General features: G+C 46.4%; 13 protein-coding genes, 1 other RNA gene and 1 other annotated feature. Of the genes, 12 read left to right on the top strand and 2 right to left on the bottom strand.

The window, feature by feature from the left end:
- Window positions 1-27 precede the first annotated feature (27 nt).
- Entirely contained in the window at window positions 28-1,590 is a 1,563-nt protein-coding gene (gene spoVB, locus ABE28_RS16185; RefSeq protein WP_064462119.1) for a stage V sporulation protein B, read from the bottom strand.
- Window positions 1,591-1,760: 170 nt separating this feature from the next.
- Here spoVB and ABE28_RS16180 point away from each other — a divergent pair, with 170 nt between their 5' ends.
- The 6 genes from ABE28_RS16180 to dtd all read left to right on the top strand — a co-directional run bounded on the left by ABE28_RS16180 (window position 1,761) and on the right by dtd (window position 10,497).
- On the top strand, window positions 1,761-2,066 hold the full coding sequence (locus tag ABE28_RS16180) for a post-transcriptional regulator (protein WP_064462120.1): 306 nt from the start codon (window positions 1,761-1,763) through the stop codon (window positions 2,064-2,066).
- A gap of 186 nt (window positions 2,067-2,252) precedes the next feature.
- On the top strand, window positions 2,253-4,514 hold the full coding sequence (gene secDF / locus ABE28_RS16175; RefSeq protein WP_064462121.1) for a protein translocase subunit SecDF: 2,262 nt from the start codon (window positions 2,253-2,255) through the stop codon (window positions 4,512-4,514).
- Between the two features lie 132 nt (window positions 4,515-4,646).
- The gene (recJ, locus tag ABE28_RS16170; RefSeq protein WP_064462122.1) at window positions 4,647-7,019 is read left to right on the top strand and encodes a single-stranded-DNA-specific exonuclease RecJ; all 2,373 of its coding nucleotides are present in this window, start codon (window positions 4,647-4,649) and stop codon (window positions 7,017-7,019) included.
- Complete coding sequence (locus ABE28_RS16165) at window positions 7,010-7,522, top strand: adenine phosphoribosyltransferase (RefSeq protein WP_064462123.1); 513 nt, start codon at window positions 7,010-7,012, stop codon at window positions 7,520-7,522. The genes recJ and ABE28_RS16165 overlap by 10 nt, the downstream gene beginning before the upstream one ends.
- A 317-nt stretch (window positions 7,523-7,839) precedes the next feature.
- A complete protein-coding gene (locus tag ABE28_RS16160; protein WP_064462124.1) occupies window positions 7,840-10,038 on the top strand; it encodes a RelA/SpoT family protein in 2,199 nt (732 codons plus the stop codon).
- 15 nt (window positions 10,039-10,053) lie between these two features.
- A complete protein-coding gene (gene dtd / locus ABE28_RS16155; protein WP_064462125.1) occupies window positions 10,054-10,497 on the top strand; it encodes a D-aminoacyl-tRNA deacylase in 444 nt (147 codons plus the stop codon).
- A 71-nt stretch (window positions 10,498-10,568) separates the two neighbouring features.
- On the opposite strand, the gene ABE28_RS16150 is transcribed toward dtd, so the two are convergent.
- Window positions 10,569-12,338 (bottom strand): N-acetylmuramoyl-L-alanine amidase family protein, encoded by a 1,770-nt coding sequence (locus tag ABE28_RS16150; RefSeq protein ID WP_064462126.1) that lies wholly within the window; start codon window positions 12,336-12,338, stop codon window positions 10,569-10,571.
- Window positions 12,339-12,466: 128 nt separating this feature from the next.
- Between ABE28_RS16150 and ABE28_RS25480 the strand changes: the two genes are divergently transcribed.
- From ABE28_RS25480 to ABE28_RS25140, 6 genes are all read left to right on the top strand, one after another.
- Window positions 12,467-12,640, top strand: coding sequence for a hypothetical protein (locus ABE28_RS25480; RefSeq protein ID WP_057911594.1), 174 nt, complete (start codon window positions 12,467-12,469; stop codon window positions 12,638-12,640).
- Between the two features lie 79 nt (window positions 12,641-12,719).
- Window positions 12,720-12,956, top strand: a binding site (T-box leader).
- Between the two features lie 95 nt (window positions 12,957-13,051).
- The gene (hisS, locus tag ABE28_RS16145; RefSeq protein ID WP_064462127.1) at window positions 13,052-14,323 is read left to right on the top strand and encodes a histidine--tRNA ligase; all 1,272 of its coding nucleotides are present in this window, start codon (window positions 13,052-13,054) and stop codon (window positions 14,321-14,323) included.
- Between the two features lie 12 nt (window positions 14,324-14,335).
- Window positions 14,336-16,105 (top strand): aspartate--tRNA ligase, encoded by a 1,770-nt coding sequence (gene aspS / locus ABE28_RS16140; RefSeq protein WP_064462128.1) that lies wholly within the window; start codon window positions 14,336-14,338, stop codon window positions 16,103-16,105.
- 85 nt (window positions 16,106-16,190) lie between these two features.
- Window positions 16,191-16,377, top strand: a non-coding RNA gene (ssrS, locus tag ABE28_RS16135) — 6S RNA.
- Between the two features lie 379 nt (window positions 16,378-16,756).
- Entirely contained in the window at window positions 16,757-17,734 is a 978-nt protein-coding gene (locus ABE28_RS16130) for a nuclease-related domain-containing protein (RefSeq protein WP_064462129.1), read from the top strand.
- Window positions 17,724-17,936, top strand: a complete 213-nt coding sequence (locus ABE28_RS25140; protein WP_156775801.1) for a hypothetical protein — start codon at window positions 17,724-17,726, stop codon at window positions 17,934-17,936. The genes ABE28_RS16130 and ABE28_RS25140 overlap by 11 nt, the downstream gene beginning before the upstream one ends.
- Window positions 17,937-18,001: the final 65 nt, after the last annotated feature.

Genomic DNA, 18,001 nt, shown 5'->3' with positions numbered 1-18,001 from the left:
CGAAGCGGGTAAATGCTTCGGTCCATTTTATTTCCAGGCAAACTTCGATAAGAATCCGCCCACTACAGGAATCCGGATCAGGTCTGCTTTTTTTATACTGCCCGTCATGAGCAGGAAAAAGGTGAACAGCAGGATCACGACCGTTACGGACAGCAACAGCCTTGGTACGAGCGGTTGTGCCGAGAGTGGGGCTTGATACAAATAATAGCCGCCCCAGCCTGAGATTAGTGCAATGATCAAAGCTGATATATAACTCCTGAAATGCAGCGTGAAGGGAACGACTTTCAGCACGGTGGAAAAATGCAGGAAGGTGACGAGCATTGAACCGACCGCTATCCCGACCGCTGCCCCCATGATCCCGAAGCTTTCCTTTGATGCAAGCAGCCAGATCACACCGATTTTAAGAATGTTACCCGCCAGGCTGTTGAACATGGCCGCTTTTGCAAGGTCCAATGCTTGAAGCATGGATTGCAGCGGGAACTGGAAGTAAAAGAGGATGAAGAAAGGTGCCAGGAATTTTATGAAAACGGCGGCATGTGATGAGCCGTACATCACCTGCAGGATCGGTTCGGCAAAGATGAACAAAATGACGACGGCTAAGCAGCCTGTGATAAATGTGATTTTCAGGGCCTGCTGCAGCCTGTGTTCAACAAGCAGGAAGTTTCCGGTCGTGCGAGCCTCGCTGACTGCCGGTACAAGGGCGGTCGCCAAGGATGATGTAATGAAAGAAGGAAGCATCAGTAATGGCAGGGCATATCCTGTCAGCTCGCCGTATTGACTGGTGGCTGCGGCCGCGGTGACACCGGCAAGGGCCAAGCTCTGGGCCACCACTATCGGCTCGAAAAACCATGAAAGGGAGCCGATCATCCTGCTTCCGGTGGAAGGAAGGGCGATTCCCATCAATTCCGTGAACGTCCCCTTACCCGACTTCACATTTTTGAAAAAGTTCTTCCTGAACTTAAAATGCTTCTTAAGCTTGAAGCTAGTCAAAAGGTAAATGAGAGAGACGAGCTCACCGATTATCGAGGCGAACATCGCCCCGGCAGCCGCATATTCAATCCCATATGGCAAAAAGGCTTTCGTCAGGACGGCGATGAAAGTGATGCGTGCCACCTGTTCGATCACTTGCGAGAAAGCGAAAGGCTTCATATTTTGCTTGCCTTGGAAATACCCGCGCAGTACGGATGATATCGCAATGATCGGTACGATTGGTGCAATCGCCATCAGGGGCCAGACCGTTCGCGGATCGGTGAATAAGTATTCTGAGAGAACCGGTGCGAACAACAGCATCGCTGGAGTGAAAATCATCGATAGAGCAAAGGTGCAGGCCAAAGAAACGACGAGGATCTTTTTGATTTTCCGTTCGTCACCCCGGGCATTGGCCTCGGCCACGAATTTGGAAATCGCGATCGGCAGCCCCAATTGGGTAATGTTAACGACGAGAAAGAGGGTCGGTAAAGCCATCATATATAAACCAACGCCTTCTTCGCCGATGAAGCGGGCGATGACAATGCGGTTAATGAACCCAAGAACTCTTGTAATCAGGCTTGCGATTAATAATATCAGCGTCCCTTTTAAAAATTTAGACATTGAACTCCCTCCCTGCCTTCTCAAAAAAGCGGATATGCTATACAATTATCTATATGCTTGTACTTGGACAAAGCATGACAAAAGTGTTTGTTTGCGCTCTGACATCCGATTGGAACCCTGCTAAGAAAATGCGCAATCGATAGAGAATCATTTTTACTGGAGGCAAAGTGATGGCGAAAATGAATCATCCCTATGAAAGCTACTATGTAAAGGTACGTCCATTTTTGAAGAGCAAGCGCGAGGAATTTCAAATGGTCGGGTTGAATGCCGTGACGGAAGAGGATATTTGGGGAACCTTAACGAAAAACAAATGGAAGCGCCCGCAGGATAACATTCACCTTCACGAGCTTGTCGCGGATATCGTGACATTTTCGAGCAACCAGTTCATGACCTTTCAAATGGTCGAAGCATATAAATCACCAAGCCTATTTGAGCCGCTATCCGAGGAGGAATTGAAAGAACTTTTAAAGGAATGAAACAAAGATATACTTAAATTGACAGCTGTTTGTAAATGACTCATAATAGATATGGTTATGCTTTTTTTGGAAAAAAGCATGGGTAGCTGTGCCTTTTTTCTCAAGAATCAAAGGAAATGCAAGCAAAAAATGACAGGTTTTTAAACTTCAGGAACAGGCGGTTTATAGAAAGGGGCCTACTACATAATGGTAAAAAGAAGCAGGATCGTTGCGTTTTTTCTAATCGTTCTTTTGATTTTCGCAGCGATGGGAACGACTTCAAAAGGAATCCTAAAGGATATCAAGCTGGGGCTTGACCTTCAAGGCGGTTTTGAAGTGTTATATGAAGTGAAGCCTCTGTCTGGGGAAAAGATCACCCCGGAAGTTTTACGGGCTACAGTAAGCTCACTTGAGCGACGTGTCAATGTTTTGGGTGTTAGCGAGCCTAATATTCAAATCGAAGGGAAAGACAGGATCAGGGTTCAGTTGGCCGGGGTTAAAGACCAAAATAACGCTCGGGAAATCCTTTCGACACAAGCTAAATTATCCTTCCGGGATTATAACGATAAGGAAATGATGACCGGAGCCGACCTGAAAGAAGGCGGCGCGAAACAAACGTTCCAAGATAATAAGCCCGTCGTTGAAGTCACATTGAAAGATGTGAACAAGTTTAAAGAAATCACGCAAAAAATTTCATCAATGCCATCACCGACGAATGTACTTGCCATCTGGCTGGACTTCGAGGAAGGCAAAGATTCCATCAAGGATAAAGCTTCACAGGACAATATGATATCCGCTCCTGCTGTCAGTGAAGTCTTCAATACGAAAAAGGTATACATTACAGGGCAATTCACGGTAGATGAGGCGAAGGAGCTTGCAGACCTACTTGATGCGGGCGCACTGCCGGTTGACTTGAAGGAAAAATACTCCACTTCCGTAGGAGCCCAATTTGGTGCAGGCGCACTGAATGATACGATTATTGCGGGCATCATCGGGATTGCACTCATATTCATTTTCATGCTTGTTTATTACCGCTTCCCGGGATTCATCGCCGTCGTCACCTTGAGCATATATATTTTCCTGACGCTGCTCGTCTTCGAGTGGATGAATGCAGTCCTTACGCTTCCAGGTATAGCGGCATTGGTGCTCGGGGTCGGGATGGCCGTCGATGCCAATATCATCACCTATGAACGGATCAGGGATGAACTCAAACTCGGACGTTCTGTAAAAGCGGCTTATAAAGAAGGTACGAAAAACTCGCTCAGCACGATCATGGATGCGAACTTGACGACCCTGCTTGCTGCAGCCGTTCTGTTCTATTACGGGACAAGCTCGGTTAAAGGGTTTGCGACGACCTTGATCATTTCGATTTTTATGAGCTTCATTACAGCCGTCTATGGTACTCGTCTTTTCATGAGCCTGTGGGTGAAAAGCGGGTTCCTCGACAATCGTAAATCATGGTTTGGCGTGAAGAAGAAATACATTCATAACATTAACGAGAAGATCAATTTAATGTCATTGCCGACACGCTTCGATAAAATCGACTTCGTCAAACATCGGAAGGCCTTTTATGCCATTTCGATCGGAATTACGATTATCGGGATCATCTTCCTGTTCGTTTTCCGCTTGAATCTGGGAATCGACTTCACGAGCGGTACCCGCATTGAAGTCGCGTCTAAAAATGTCCTTACGACTGAACAAGTCGAAACCGAAATGGGCAAGGCCGGCATTGATGTCAATGATATCAAGGATGTCAGACTTGCCGGGAAAGAAAACAAAAATGCTGTCGTCCGGACGGTAGGGGTCCTTAATAAGCAGGAAATCGCTGTCTTGAAGGATCATTTCAAGAAGGATTACGGAGCAGAGCCGAATGTGAGCACCGTATCCCCGACTGTAGGGAAAGAGCTTGCCAAAAATGCCATCTTTGCCTTGGCGATCGCCTCACTCGGAATCATTTTGTATGTTTCGATACGGTTCGAATGGCGAATGGCTGTACCGGCCGTCGTAGCGCTCATTCATGATGCGTTCTTCATCGTTACGATTTTCAGCTTGCTTCGCCTTGAGGTCGATATCACCTTCATTGCTGCGGTACTGACAATTGTCGGTTATTCCATCAATGATACGATCGTTACGTTTGACCGGATTCGGGAAAACCTGCGTTTCAGCCGTAAAATCAAAACCGTCGAAGAGCTTGAGAACATCGTCAATATCAGTATCAGGCAAACGCTGACGAGATCGATCAATACGGTACTGACGGTACTCGTTACGGTTATCGCCTTGACGATTTTCGGCAGTGAAGCGATCAGGAACTTTTCGATTGCCCTGTTCATCGGGTTGATATGCGGCGTGTACTCATCACTATTGATCGCTTCGCAATTCTGGCTTGATTTGAAAATCAGGGAATTGAAGAAGAAAGGTCCGCTGAATACGGCAAAAGAAAAGAAACAAAGTCTTGAAGGGCAAGTTTAATACGTACGGGGGCTGGCATGATGCCAGCCTCCTTTTCTTTCCCTTCATAAATTTCTTCATACCTTTGGGTTTAAAATAAAATTGAAACCGGCATACTCGTTTTGTATAATAAGTGAATTGAGGGGTGAATTCATGTTAAAGCCTAAAACGCGGTGGAACTTGCGAACTGCCGATGAAAACAAAGTTGCTATACTAGCGGAAGAGCTTCATATCACACCTTTGGTTGCAGCCCTGCTTGTGAATCGAGGCATGGATACGATCGATAGTGCCCGATCCTTTTTATTTGTAAAAAATCAAACTTTCCATGATCCATTTTTATTGAAAGATATGGATAAAGCCGTATATAGAATAAAAGAAGCGATTCAAAATGGAGAAAAAATAAGGATATTCGGTGATTATGATGCCGATGGAGTAACATCGACTACGGTGATGTTGACGACGCTGATGAGAATGGGAGCCGATGTGGATTTTTATATTCCGAACCGGTTTACGGAGGGCTATGGCCCGAATCCGATGGCATTTCGCCTGGCGGCTGAGCAAGGAGTGAAGGTATTGATCACCGTTGATACCGGAATTTCGGCAGTCGCGGAAGCGGACCTTGCCGGCGAGCTTGGCATGGATTATATCTTGACCGACCACCATGAACCAGGTCCTGTACTGCCAAAGGCATTGGCCATCATCCATCCTAAACTGGAGGATGGTTCATATCCCTTTAAAGACCTTGCAGGAGTGGGTGTCGCCTTTAAGCTGGCGCACGCCTTGCTTGGCGAACTGCCTGAGGATTTGCTAGAAATAGCGGCAATCGGCACCATTGCGGATTTGGTGCCTTTAAAAGGGGAGAACCGCCTCATCGCAGCCAAAGGAATCGAGCAGCTGCGCTTGACTGGCCGTCCGGGGCTTGTTGCCCTAATGAAAGTGGCGAATATCCAACAGGAAGCCTTGAATGAGGAATCGATCGGGTTTGCCATGGCTCCGCGGATCAATGCAGTCGGCCGGCTTGGTGATGCCGACCCGGCTGTCGATCTATTGATGTCGGCAAACCTTGCGGAAGCGATCGAGCTTGCCAATGAAATCAATGATATCAATAAAGAACGGCAAGCCATGGTCGCTACGATGGCGGAAGAGGCGATCAAGGAAGTCGAGGAAAACTTCCCGCCGGCATCCAATGGTGTGCTCATCATCGGAAGGGAAGGCTGGAATGCAGGAGTGGTGGGGATCGTCGCCTCCAAGCTTGTTGAACGCTTTTACCGTCCCACGATCGTTTTGAGCTATGACCAGGAAAAGGAATTGGCGAAAGGTTCTGCACGGAGCATCGCCGGATTCGATCTTTTCGAAAGCCTTTCGTCCTGCCGGGAATTGCTGCCCCATTTTGGCGGACATCCGATGGCAGCTGGAATGACATTGAAAATAGAAGATGTTCAGGAGCTTAGGGACCGCATGAACGCGATAGCCAAGGAACAGCTAACGGAGGAGGACTTCACGCCCATTACTGACTTGGATGGGGAGACGGCCTTGGCTGACGTTTCGATTCAAACGATTCAGGAGATGAGCTTGCTTGCTCCATTTGGGGTGACGAATCCGAAGCCGAGGATTTTGATAGATTCCGTTCAGCTTTCAAGTGTCCGCAAAATCGGTGCGAACCAAAATCATTTGAAAGTTCAGCTTGAAGACGGGGACAATCACAAACTGGACGGCGTAGGCTTCGGGCTCGGTCACTTTGTCGATGAAATAGCCCCTCACGCTGAAGTTTCAATGATCGGGGAGCTATCCATCAATGAATGGAATAATATGAAGAAGCCTCAGATCTTTGTCCAGGACATTTCGGTGGACCATTGGCAGCTATTCGATTATCGCGGGAAGGGACAGACGGAAAAATGGCTGGCGGACATTCCCGCAAACCGGAAAATCGTCATTTTCTCGGAGGATATTCTTGCAAGGCATCCATTTTTACAAAATCATCCCGAACTTGTCCATATCAAGAACGGGGAGGATGCCGATCAACTCGATTGCTTCGGGGCGCATGTCGTTTTCATGGACATGCCTCCATTAAGGGATGTTTTGAAACGGGTGATTGCCAATAAGCAGCCATCGCGCATTTATGCCCATTTTTCCCATGATCAGGATCATTTTTTAAGCACGATGCCGACAAGGGATCATTTTAAATGGTTTTATGCCTTTCTGGCAAAAAAGGGTCCGCTCGACGTGAAACGGTATGGAGATGACTTGGCCAAATACCGCGGCTGGTCCAGGGATACGGTCGATTTCATTTCAAAGGTGTTTTTTGAGCTGGATTTTGTTACAATAGAGAATGGGTTAATTATGCTCACAACCAATGCGAAAAAACGCGATCTCAGTGAATCTGAATCGTTCATAAGAAAGAAAGAGCAATTTGAGCTTGAACAAGAGCTTGTTTATTCTTCCTATCAGCAATTATTCGATTGGTTCAATCTTTATTTAGTTCATGAGGCAACAGACCTTGAGGAGGAAACAAAGCAATGGATTTAAAGCAATATGTAACAATTGTGCAAGACTGGCCAAAACCGGGTGTTATCTTTAAAGATATTACAACATTAATGGATAACGGCGCCGCTTATAAATACGCAACAGATCAAATCGTCGAGTATGCACGCGATAAGCAAATTGATTTGGTTGTGGGACCGGAAGCACGCGGATTCATCATCGGGTGTCCAGTCGCTTACTCATTGGAAGTGGGCTTTGCACCAGTGAGAAAAGAAGGAAAGCTACCGCGTGAAACGATCAAAGTGGAATATGGCCTGGAGTATGGAACGGATGTATTGACCATCCATAAAGATGCCATCAAACCGGGACAACGTGTTTTGATCACAGATGATTTGCTTGCCACTGGCGGTACAATCGAAGCAACGATCAAATTGGTCGAGGAGCTTGGCGGAATCGTGGCCGGGATTGCATTCCTCATCGAATTGACTGATCTTGACGGTAAAGATAAATTAGATGGCTATGATGTTTTGACATTGATGAGCTTTTAATAAAGGAGAGCACTCTAATAAGGGTGCTCTTTCTGTTTTGCGCATGTTTTTATTGGATTTTGTCGAATTTCCAGTGAAAAAAAGCAGTATTCTTAATAAAATACTCGTTTAAGTCTTTACATCCTAGCCTTTTTTTTCGATAATAGTAATATTAAAGAGTTTTTCTGCTAATAAGTTATTTGCACTTGCATCCGTTTTTAGCGGATTTATTTTTTTCGCAGAAATTGTCACGTTTTGCTGAATTAAGGGAAGTGCTACCAATCATACTCAATCCGGATCATATCCGGTGGCAGTTAAAGTGGGGTTAAGGTGATTAAATGGCTAATGATCAAATATTGACTGCCGAGCAGGTTGTGGAACGGGCCAGCTTATATCTTCAGCCTGAAGAAGCTGAATTTATTCATAGAGCGTTTAAGTATGCAGAGTTTGCTCACCGAGAACAATTCCGTAAATCGGGAGAGCCGTATATCATTCATCCGATTCAGGTCGCGGGCATTCTCGCCGATCTTGAGATGGATCCGGCAACCATTGCGGCAGGTTTTTTACATGATGTTGTTGAAGACACGGAGGTCACTCTGAAGGATATCGAAGAAAATTTCAGTCCTGAAGTTGCCATGCTCGTGGATGGCGTGACCAAATTAGGGAAAATCAAGTATAAATCACAGCAGGAGCAGCAGGCGGAGAACCATCGGAAAATGTTCGTGGCGATGGCCCAGGACATCCGGGTCATCTTGATCAAGCTTGCAGACAGGCTGCATAATATGCGGACATTGAAGCATTTACCGCAGGAAAAGCAAAGAAGGATCTCGAACGAGACGCTGGAAATCTTTGCGCCGCTCGCTCATCGTCTTGGCATCAGTACGATCAAATGGGAACTTGAAGATACGGCTTTGAGGTATTTGAATCCACAGCAGTATTACCGGATCGTCAACCTGATGAAGAAAAAGCGGGCAGAACGTGAAAAGTACTTGGAAGAAGTCATTGATGAAGTGCGTAAAAACGTGGAGGAAGTCAACATTAAAGCCGATCTTTCCGGCAGGCCGAAACATATTTACAGCATTTATCGGAAAATGGCTCTACAGAACAAGCAGTTCAGCGAAATTTACGATTTGCTGGCTGTTCGGATCGTCGTCCATAGCATCAAGGATTGCTATGCCGTCCTGGGAATCATCCATACGTGCTGGAAGCCGATGCCTGGCCGATTCAAGGATTATATCGCCATGCCTAAGCCGAATATGTACCAATCGCTTCATACGACCGTGATCGGACCGAAAGGCGATCCGCTTGAAGTGCAGATCCGCACTTCGGATATGCATCGCATCGCCGAATTCGGGGTTGCGGCGCATTGGGCTTATAAAGAAGGCAAGGATGTGGGCGAGCAGCCTTCATTAGAAGAAAAATTGACATGGTTCAGGGAAATACTTGAATTCCAAGATGACGCGACCAATGCCGAGGAATTCATGGAATCCCTTAAGATCGACCTTTTTTCCGATATGGTGTTCATCTTCACGCCAAAGGGTGATGTTATTGAACTGCCAGCCGGATCGAACCCGATCGACTTTGCCTACCGGATCCACTCCGAAATCGGGAACAAGACGATCGGTGCCAAGGTGAACGGGAAGATGGTGCCGCTGGATTATAAACTGAAGACTGGCGATATCATAGAAATCTTGACGTCCAAGCATTCTTATGGTCCAAGTCAGGACTGGTTAAAGCTTACCCAGACATCTCAGGCGAAAAACAAGATCCGCCAGTTTTTCAAAAAACAGCGCCGCGAAGAAAATATCGAAAAAGGCAAAGAGCTTGTTGAAAAAGAGATCAAGGATATGGAGTTCGAACTAAAGGAAATCCTGACTGCCGACAACATTAGGCGTGTTGCGGATAAATTCAACTTCCTGAATGAAGAGGATATGTATGCTGCAGTCGGGTATAACGGAATCACCGCCCTTCAGGTAGCTAACCGCCTCACCGAAAAGTGGCGCAAGCAGAAAATGGTCGAGCAGGAGGCGGATATTTCAGAGGCAGTGGCCGATTTGAAAACATTCTCCACCTCCTCTAAAAAACGCGATTCAGGTGTACAGGTACCAGGCATCGATAACCTGCTTATCCGCCTATCTCGCTGCTGCAATCCAGTCCCTGGTGATGAAATCGTCGGTTATATCACAAAAGGCCGGGGTGTCTCTGTCCATAGGCAGGACTGTCCGAACCTGGAAAGCGGGGATTCCGATCACCGCCTCGTTCCGGTTGAATGGGAAAGCACGATCAATGAGCGGAAGGAATACATCGTCGAGATTGAAATCAGCGGATATGACCGTCGTGGTTTATTGAACGAAGTGCTTCAGGCCGTCAATGAAACGAAAACGAACATTTCAGCGGTTTCTGGTAAATCCGACAGAAATAAAGTGGCGACCATTCATATGTCGATATATATTCATAACATTGCCCACCTGCAGAAGGTCGTCGACCGTATAAAACAAATCTCGGATGTTTATTCCGTTCGAAGGATCATGAACTAAGGAGTTTTTCATGCCATGCGTGTAGTTTTACAACGTGCCAAAGCGGCGAAAGTCGTTGTTGCAGATGAAATAATCGGCCAAATCGACAGCGGGCTCGTCCTGTTGGTCGGCATCACCCATGGTGACACCATCGAGGATGCCGCCTATTTGGCCGATAAGATTGTCCATCTTCGCATATTCGAGGATGAAAATGAAAAGATGAACCATTCCTTGTTGGATGTCGGAGGTTCGATTTTATCGGTTTCACAATTCACCTTGTATGGCGATTGCCGTAAAGGACGCCGCCCGAACTTCATGGATGCCGCCCGTCCGGAAGTCGCGAATGAATTATATGAAGCATTTAACGAGGAGCTCCGTAAGAAGGGCGTCCATACGGAAACCGGTCAATTTGGAGCCATGATGGATGTGCGGCTTACGAATGACGGACCGGTTACATTAATACTGGAAAGCAAAAAATAACCTGCTGCGGCAGGTTATTTTTGTTTTGGTGCAAGTTCCATTCATACCCCTTGAGCGGGCCTTGCGCGCTTTCATTTGAAATACCGCGCCAATCCATTATAAATGGCAGAGGTGATTCCTTCTTGATATTCATTTGATGTTATGGTCAATTCTTCGACGGGGTTACTTAAATAGCCTAATTCAATCAGCGTTGCCACCCGCTTGTTTTCACGGATCACATGGTAATTTCCGTAACGTGACCCGCGGTTGGTCACCTGCATGGTTGAGCTGAAGGAATGGGCGAGTGAAGACGCCAAACCTTTCTGATAGTCATGATAATAATACGTAGTGATGCCGCTGGTGATTTGGTCCATGGTGCTATCGTAATGGAGGCTGATGAAAGCATCCGCGTTATGGATATGTGATGTGCCGACCCGGGAAGACAGAGGCACATAGGTATTGCCGCTTCTCGTCAGGATCACTTTTGCGCCCGCTGCCTGAAGTTTGTCCCGCAGCAGCTCGGCCGTCCGTATCGTCAGATTTTTCTCAAGGGTGCCCCCGACACCGATTGTACCGCTATCCCTGCCGCCATGACCTGGATCGATGACGATGGTTTTATCCTTTAAATATTTCTCGACGCCTTGGCGTTGGACCTGCTCGGAATTTCCCTCAAGCGTCACGATCCAGCCAGCAACATAAGCCTTTTTTCCACCTTTTAGTTTAATGGAGTACCAGTCGCCCTCCATACCGCTGACAGAAAAGGTTTCCCCTTCATTTGCCTGCCCGACTATCCCTGAGTTTCCGCTGGCAGAACTCCTCAATATCGTACCATCATGAATGATGGTAATCTTGTGTCCCTTGATATCCATCTTCTTTTTCTTTGGTTCTTCCACACGTTCTTTTTCCAAATACCAACTGACGACCCAGCCCTTTTGGGAATGGGAAAGCTGGATTTGTGTCATCTTTCCTTTCGTTTGCAAAACGGTGTAGGTTTCATCCTTGTTCACCGAGCCGATGACCTTGGCGTTCAAAGAGGCATCCTTCCGTACATGCAAACTGGAAGCGGTCACCCTCGCTGTGTCGCCAGCCGGATCGATGGCCTTTTTGACTTGATCCTCGTCCATCTGTATGTAAGAGTCCGCTATCCAGCCTTTTCCCCCTTGAAAATCGATCTCCGCCCATTCATTCTCCATGCGATGTACGGTCACTGAAGTGTTTTTGTTCAGCTTCCCAAGTGTGGAGCTATTTTTCGAAGGTTCGGAGCGAACATTAAGCCGGTCGACCAAGGTGACTCCGGTTTTAACTGATTCAGTGTCCGCTTCTTTTTTGGTATCTTCATCTTTCTTTACGGCACTGCCCGATGCTGACTCGTCCTCTAAGTAGTCTGAAGCGACCCAGCCTTCGAAATCCGCGGTTTTGATCTTTGTCCAATTTTGGTTCTTTTCAATAATGTCAACAGCCGTTCCCTTCGTCAAGGACCCGACCGTTTGGAACGTAGTGCCGGGACCTGTACGGACACGGACGGAGCTGCCTGTTATGATTCCTTGTCCTTGTCCTGAACCTTTTTTCGTAACGCTTGACTCGGATTTTCTTTCCACTAACCAATTGGCAACCCAACCCGTTTCATTTGAGTCCATCCGGATTTCAAACCAGTCGCCTTCTTCTTTTACGATAGGGTACGATTCCCCTTTTTCCAGTTTCTTGACGATGGGGAAACTGAGGCCGGCGCCTTCCCGGACATTGACCACTTTACTCGTCACGGTTATTTCCCCTGCTTCTTTTCCGAATGCATGATTGACGGGCACTATCGCTGCCATGATCAGTAAAAGGATCAGGCTGAATAAACCCGGTTTCTTCTTCATAAGTTGTCTCTCCCTTTTCGTGTCCTACTGTATGTATTCTTGTTCAATAAAAATTTCCCTCTTTCCCAATGCAAAAAACATTTTTTTTAGGAAAGACTAAACCGTATATAGATATAGGAGGGAATCACATGAAATTCAGCGAAAAAGATCAAACGAGTCTAAGCGGAGGCAATCAAGTGTTAGGCGTCGATTTCCACGATTTTATCCAAAAGGAACAAAGTGCAAATCTGGTTGAATTGGCATCCGAGTTCGGAGTCAATGTCCGGACAATCAAAAACCTGAAAAAACATTTGAACCAATAAAATGCGGTGAAATCTTAAAGCCTGCCTTGACATTTGTAGTTAACGTCCGTATGATTATAAAATATCAGACTTATAACTGCAACAACCAATGATGGAGAAGAGTAATTAAGAAACACATGAAAAGAGAGGAAATGCCTTGGCTGAAAGCATTCTGCATGATGACTTAATGAAAGAACCCTCCGTAGGCTTCACTCCGAACGGATTTCCTAATAGGAGATGGACGTATAACAGGCGTTAACTGTTTTAAGCGGGGGCACTGATTTTTTTGTGCTTCAACTAGGGTGGCACCACGGGATATCCAACTCTCGTCCCTTGTAACGGATCAGTTACAAGGGGCGGGAGTTTTTGTTTGGCAAAAATCAGTATAGCGCCGTAACAATGAGGCGTTTTGCTTTAAAGGAGGAAACATATATGTCGATTCAGATTCCTAGAGGTACACAGGATTTATTACCGGGCCAGACGGAAATTTGGCAGTATATCGAAAAAACCGCGCGTGAGATCTGTCTCCGTTATCAATACAAAGAAATCCGTACACCGATTTTCGAGCATACGGAACTATTTTTACGCGGTGTAGGCGATACGACCGATATCGTCCAAAAAGAGATGTATTCCTTTCAAGACCGCGGCGAGCGGAATTTGACCCTTCGTCCGGAAGGCACTGCATCGGTTGTCCGTTCATACATCGAGAACAAGATGTTCGGGTGGGCGAATCAACCGGTCAAGCTATACTATATCGGGCCGATGTTCCGTTATGAACGTCCGCAGGCAGGGCGGTTCCGCCAGTTCGTTCAATTCGGGATCGAAGCTTTAGGAAGCAAGGATCCAGGCATCGATGCCGAGGTTTTATCACTTGCGATGAGCCTGTACAAGGAGCTTGGGCTGAAGAAGCTGAAGCTTGTCATCAACAGCCTTGGAGATAAGGAAAGCCGCATGGCCCATCGAAATGCCCTAATCGAACATTTTCAACCTCGGATTGGCGAGTTTTGCGGTGATTGTCAAAACCGTCTTGAAAAAAATCCGTTGAGAATCCTGGATTGTAAAAAAGACCATGATCATGAATTGATGAAAACGGCGCCATCCATCATTGAGTACTTAAATGATGAATCTCGTGTTTATTTCGACAAGGTGAAACAGCATTTGACCGATTTGGAAATCGACTTCGTTGAAGATCCGACATTAGTGCGTGGCCTGGATTATTATAACCATACCGCGTTTGAAATCATGAGTGATGCAGAGGGCTTTGGCGCCATTACAACGCTATGTGGGGGCGGGCGATATAATGGTCTGTCTGAAGAACTTGGCGGTCCGGAAACTCCGGGAATCGGCTTTGCACTAAGCATCGAACGCCTGATTGCAGCCTTGCAAGCAGAAAACATCGAACTGCCCATCAAAAAGGGCATCGACTGTTACCTCGTATCTCTAGGCGAAGCAGCCAAGGATTATAACGTCAAGCTTGCCCATCAAATGCGGAGTGCCGGTATCACTGTTGAAAAAGACTATCAAGACCGTAAAGTGAAAGCCCAATTCAAATCGGCCGACCGCCTGGAAGCGAGATATGTGGCGACACTCGGTGATGATGAATTGGCTAATGATAAAATCAATGTAAAGTTCATGGAAACCGGAGAACAAGTCCAATTGGAGCTTGCCACTTTCGTTGAACAATTCAAAAAGCTACAGGCTTAAGGGGGAAATACCATGTTTGGCAGAACATACTTCAATGGAGAAGTAACAGAAGCAGCAATTGGTGAGAAAGTAACATTAAAGGGTTGGGTACAAAAACGACGCGACTTGGGCGGGGTCATCTTCATCGACCTTCGCGACAGAAGCGGTGTCGTACAAGTCGTTTTCAATCCTGACATTTCGGCGGAAGCTTTGGCCACTGCCGAAAAAATCCGCAATGAATATGTCCTTGATATCCAGGGTACAGTCATCAAGCGTGATGAAGCCAATATCAACCCGAATGTATCAACGGGAACGGTCGAGGTCCAAGCCGAAAGCGTTACGATTTTGAATGAAGCGAAAACCCCTCCTTTCATCATTGATGAGAGAACGGATGTTTCAGAAGATATCCGCTTGAAATACCGTTATTTGGACTTGCGTCGTCCGGCGATGTTCGAAACGCTGAAAATGCGTAACCAAACCACTAAGGCAATCCGTGATTATTTGGACGGTGAAGGCTTCCTTGATATCGAAACACCTATCTTAACGAAAAGCACACCTGAAGGGGCCCGTGATTATTTGGTGCCTAGCCGTGTACACGAAGGCGAATTCTATGCGCTTCCACAGTCACCGCAAATTTTCAAGCAGCTATTGATGGTATCCGGCTTCGAACGTTATTATCAAATTGCCCGCTGCTTCCGTGATGAAGATCTGCGTGCTGACAGACAGCCTGAATTCACGCAAATCGATATCGAAACAAGCTTCATGAGCCAAGAAGATATCATTAACACGGCTGAAAAGATGATGGCGAAAGTGATGAAGGATGTAAAAGGACTTGACGTATCCTTGCCATTCCCTAGAATGACCTACAATGAAGCGATGGGCCGCTATGGCTCAGATAAACCGGATACACGTTTCGGAATGGAGCTTAAAGACGTATCTGAAATCGTCAAAGACAGCGACTTTAAAGTATTCACTGGCGCCGTTGCAAGCGGCGGGCAAGTTAAAGCGATCGTCGTCAAGGACGGAAACGCCGACTATTCCCGTAAAGATATCGATGCATTGGCTGAATTCGCCGCCATCTACGGCGCAAAAGGATTAGCCTGGCTGAAAGTGGAAGCAGACGGCGTGAAAGGACCGATAGCCAAATTCTTCGCTGAAGACCAACAGCAGCTAGTGGCTGCACTGGAAGCGGAAGTGGGCGATTTGATCTTATTCGTGGCAGACAAGAAAGGCATCGTCGCCGATGCACTTGGAGCGCTTCGCAACAAGCTCGGCAAGGAAAGAGGCTTGATCGATCAAAGCAAATTCAACTTCCTTTGGGTAACCGATTGGCCACTATTCGAATATGACGAAGAAGAAGGCCGCTACTATGCAGCACACCATCCTTTCACGATGCCATTCCGTGAAGACATGGACAAACTGGAATCAGATCCGGCAAGCGTCCGTGCCCAAGCATATGACCTCGTCTTGAACGGCTACGAGCTTGGCGGTGGATCGCTCCGTATCTTCGAACGTGACGTTCAGGAAAAAATGTTCAAAGTACTTGGATTCTCGGAAGAAGAAGCCAACGCACAATTCGGCTTCCTAATGGATGCCTTCGAATACGGAACGCCTCCACATGGCGGAATCGCCCTTGGATTGGATCGCATGGTCATGCTGCTTGCAGGCCGCACGAACCTGCGCGACACCATCGCGTTCCCGAAAACCGCAAGCGCAAGCGACCTGCTCGTTGACGCACCAAGTGCCGTAAGCGACAAGCAACTGGCAGAACTAAGCCTAAGACTGGCCGCCTTAAAGAAATAACAGCTTGGGAAAAATATGAAAAAATACCTAGATGCTTTCTCTTGAAAGAGAGCGAAGCATTATGATATGATGTTTTCAATAAATAAGAGTCCTGATGTGTTCGTTCTTTAACCTATAAGTTTTGACCGAACACTTATAGTTACCGGGAGCACTAGTTTCCTGGCCGCGTACATGCCTCCCCTCGAGGAGGACTTACAAACGCGAGGAACCGAGCACCCACCTGCGGAGAGCGGGTTCAAAACAAAGGCGTAAACGGCACAATTGGGACTCTTATACATCACAAAGCAACTCATGTTCCTGACATGGGTTTTTTTGTGCGCTTTCACGAGTGAAGCGCGCAAAAAACCAATAAAACCGCAAACGCTCAATTCATGAGAAAAGCACCCGTACTCATGCCAAAAGCTCAATTGGCGAGTAAAGCTTGCAAATTGGCGAGTAAAGCTTGCGAATTGGCGAGTAAAGTACGCGAATTGGCGAGTAAAGTGCGCGAATTGGCGAGTAAAGCCTGAGAATTGGCGAGTAAACCCGGGAAATGGCGAGTAAAGCTCCCAAATTCGCAAAAAAACAGCAAAAAATAGCCTAGTTAGCACCGATTTTCAGCTTCTAGGAGGAATAGCGAGCTTCAATAAAGAAAATAAAGGAGAAGGAGTGATGAATATGCGAAAACAGTGTGAAAAGCCGGTTAAAATGCTTATGCTGGAGGCTTTGATGAGGAGGCTGCCAGCGAATCATCCTAAACAGGAAAGTATTAACAATGATTTCCGAAAAATCCGTGCGGGCTTTAACGGGGAGCGGAGGATTGGAAATGAGTTAAATAGTCTTTCGAAAGATTATCACGTATTACATGATTTGAGATTATGCCACGAAGGGAACCGCTTTTTTCAAATCGATTACCTCATAATATCAAAGAAATACTGCCTCATCATAGAAGTGAAAGACTTCAAAGGAATGCTCTATTTCGATCGAACCTACCATCAATTGATTCAGACGAAAGATGGACAGGAACAAGCTTATCTGGATCCACTCCTCCAGGTCGATGTGCAAAAAACACGGTTAAGCGAATGGTTCGCTGTTCATGATTTTCCTGCGCTGCCGATCGAAACGCTTGTTGCGAATGCCAACCCGAATACAATTATCAGGACTACCCCCGGTTTTACTCCCATTCTCAAGAAAATCACAGGAAAAGAAATGCTCATCTCCAAAATCCAAACCTTGAAAGATAGGTACCCATCTGAACAATTAACTCAAAGGCAGCAAAACAAGCTAACCAAGACGATAGTGGAAAAAAATACCCCACATTATCCTGATATCCTCCAAATGTATCAAATTGAAGAAAAAGATTTGCTCAATAGCGTTCAATGTCCTGCCTGTTCTGCCCTTCAGATGCAATATCACTGGGGAAAATGGTCATGCCGCCACTGTTCTAAGGTCTCCAAAGATGCCCACATTCAAACTCTACGTGATTACGCCCTTCTTATCAATGCCACGATTACCAATAAACAGGCACGTCAATTTTTGCAGGTGGAGTCAATCAATACTATGCAGAAAATGTTATATGTCTTGGAATTGCCCCATTGGGGGAAATTTAGAAATAGAGTATATAGTCTTGAAAGATTAATTGGCGAGTAAAGCCTGCGAATTGGCGAGTAAAGCGCGCGAATTGGCGAGTAAAACCTGCGAATTGGCGAGTAAAACCCGTAAATTGGCGAGTAAAGCGCGCAAATTGGCGAGTAAAGCGCGCGAATTGGCGAGTAAAGCCCGCAAATTGGCGAGTAAAGTGCTCAAATTCCCGAGTAAAGCACCTATACACTTTAAATTATCTCCCATTTAAGTAACATTCCATCGTATAGCTTCGTAAATTATAGTAAGGTTGAAAAATCATAAGCCATGGAAGGA

The sequence above is a fragment of the Peribacillus muralis genome (assembly GCF_001645685.2).
In the GTDB taxonomy this organism is placed as follows: domain Bacteria; phylum Bacillota; class Bacilli; order Bacillales; family DSM-1321; genus Peribacillus; species Peribacillus muralis_A.
The sequence above is the reverse complement of the archived record's forward strand: the minus strand, read 5'-3'. Positions and strand labels throughout refer to the sequence as shown.

Bases quoted from the DNA above. Each gene is read 5' to 3' on its own strand.
- spoVB (WP_064462119.1), bottom strand. From the start codon at position 1,590: ATGTCTAAATTTTTAAAAGGGACGCTGATATTATTAATCGCAAGCCTG.
- ABE28_RS16180 (WP_064462120.1), top strand. From the start codon at position 1,761: ATGGCGAAAATGAATCATCCCTATGAAAGCTACTATGTAAAGGTACGT.
- secDF (WP_064462121.1), top strand. From the start codon at position 2,253: ATGGTAAAAAGAAGCAGGATCGTTGCGTTTTTTCTAATCGTTCTTTTG.
- recJ (WP_064462122.1), top strand. From the start codon at position 4,647: ATGTTAAAGCCTAAAACGCGGTGGAACTTGCGAACTGCCGATGAAAAC.
- ABE28_RS16165 (WP_064462123.1), top strand. From the start codon at position 7,010: ATGGATTTAAAGCAATATGTAACAATTGTGCAAGACTGGCCAAAACCG.
- ABE28_RS16160 (WP_064462124.1), top strand. From the start codon at position 7,840: ATGGCTAATGATCAAATATTGACTGCCGAGCAGGTTGTGGAACGGGCC.
- dtd (WP_064462125.1), top strand. From the start codon at position 10,054: ATGCGTGTAGTTTTACAACGTGCCAAAGCGGCGAAAGTCGTTGTTGCA.
- ABE28_RS16150 (WP_064462126.1), bottom strand. From the start codon at position 12,338: ATGAAGAAGAAACCGGGTTTATTCAGCCTGATCCTTTTACTGATCATG.
- ABE28_RS25480 (WP_057911594.1), top strand. From the start codon at position 12,467: ATGAAATTCAGCGAAAAAGATCAAACGAGTCTAAGCGGAGGCAATCAA.
- hisS (WP_064462127.1), top strand. From the start codon at position 13,052: ATGTCGATTCAGATTCCTAGAGGTACACAGGATTTATTACCGGGCCAG.
- aspS (WP_064462128.1), top strand. From the start codon at position 14,336: ATGTTTGGCAGAACATACTTCAATGGAGAAGTAACAGAAGCAGCAATT.
- ABE28_RS16130 (WP_064462129.1), top strand. From the start codon at position 16,757: ATGAATATGCGAAAACAGTGTGAAAAGCCGGTTAAAATGCTTATGCTG.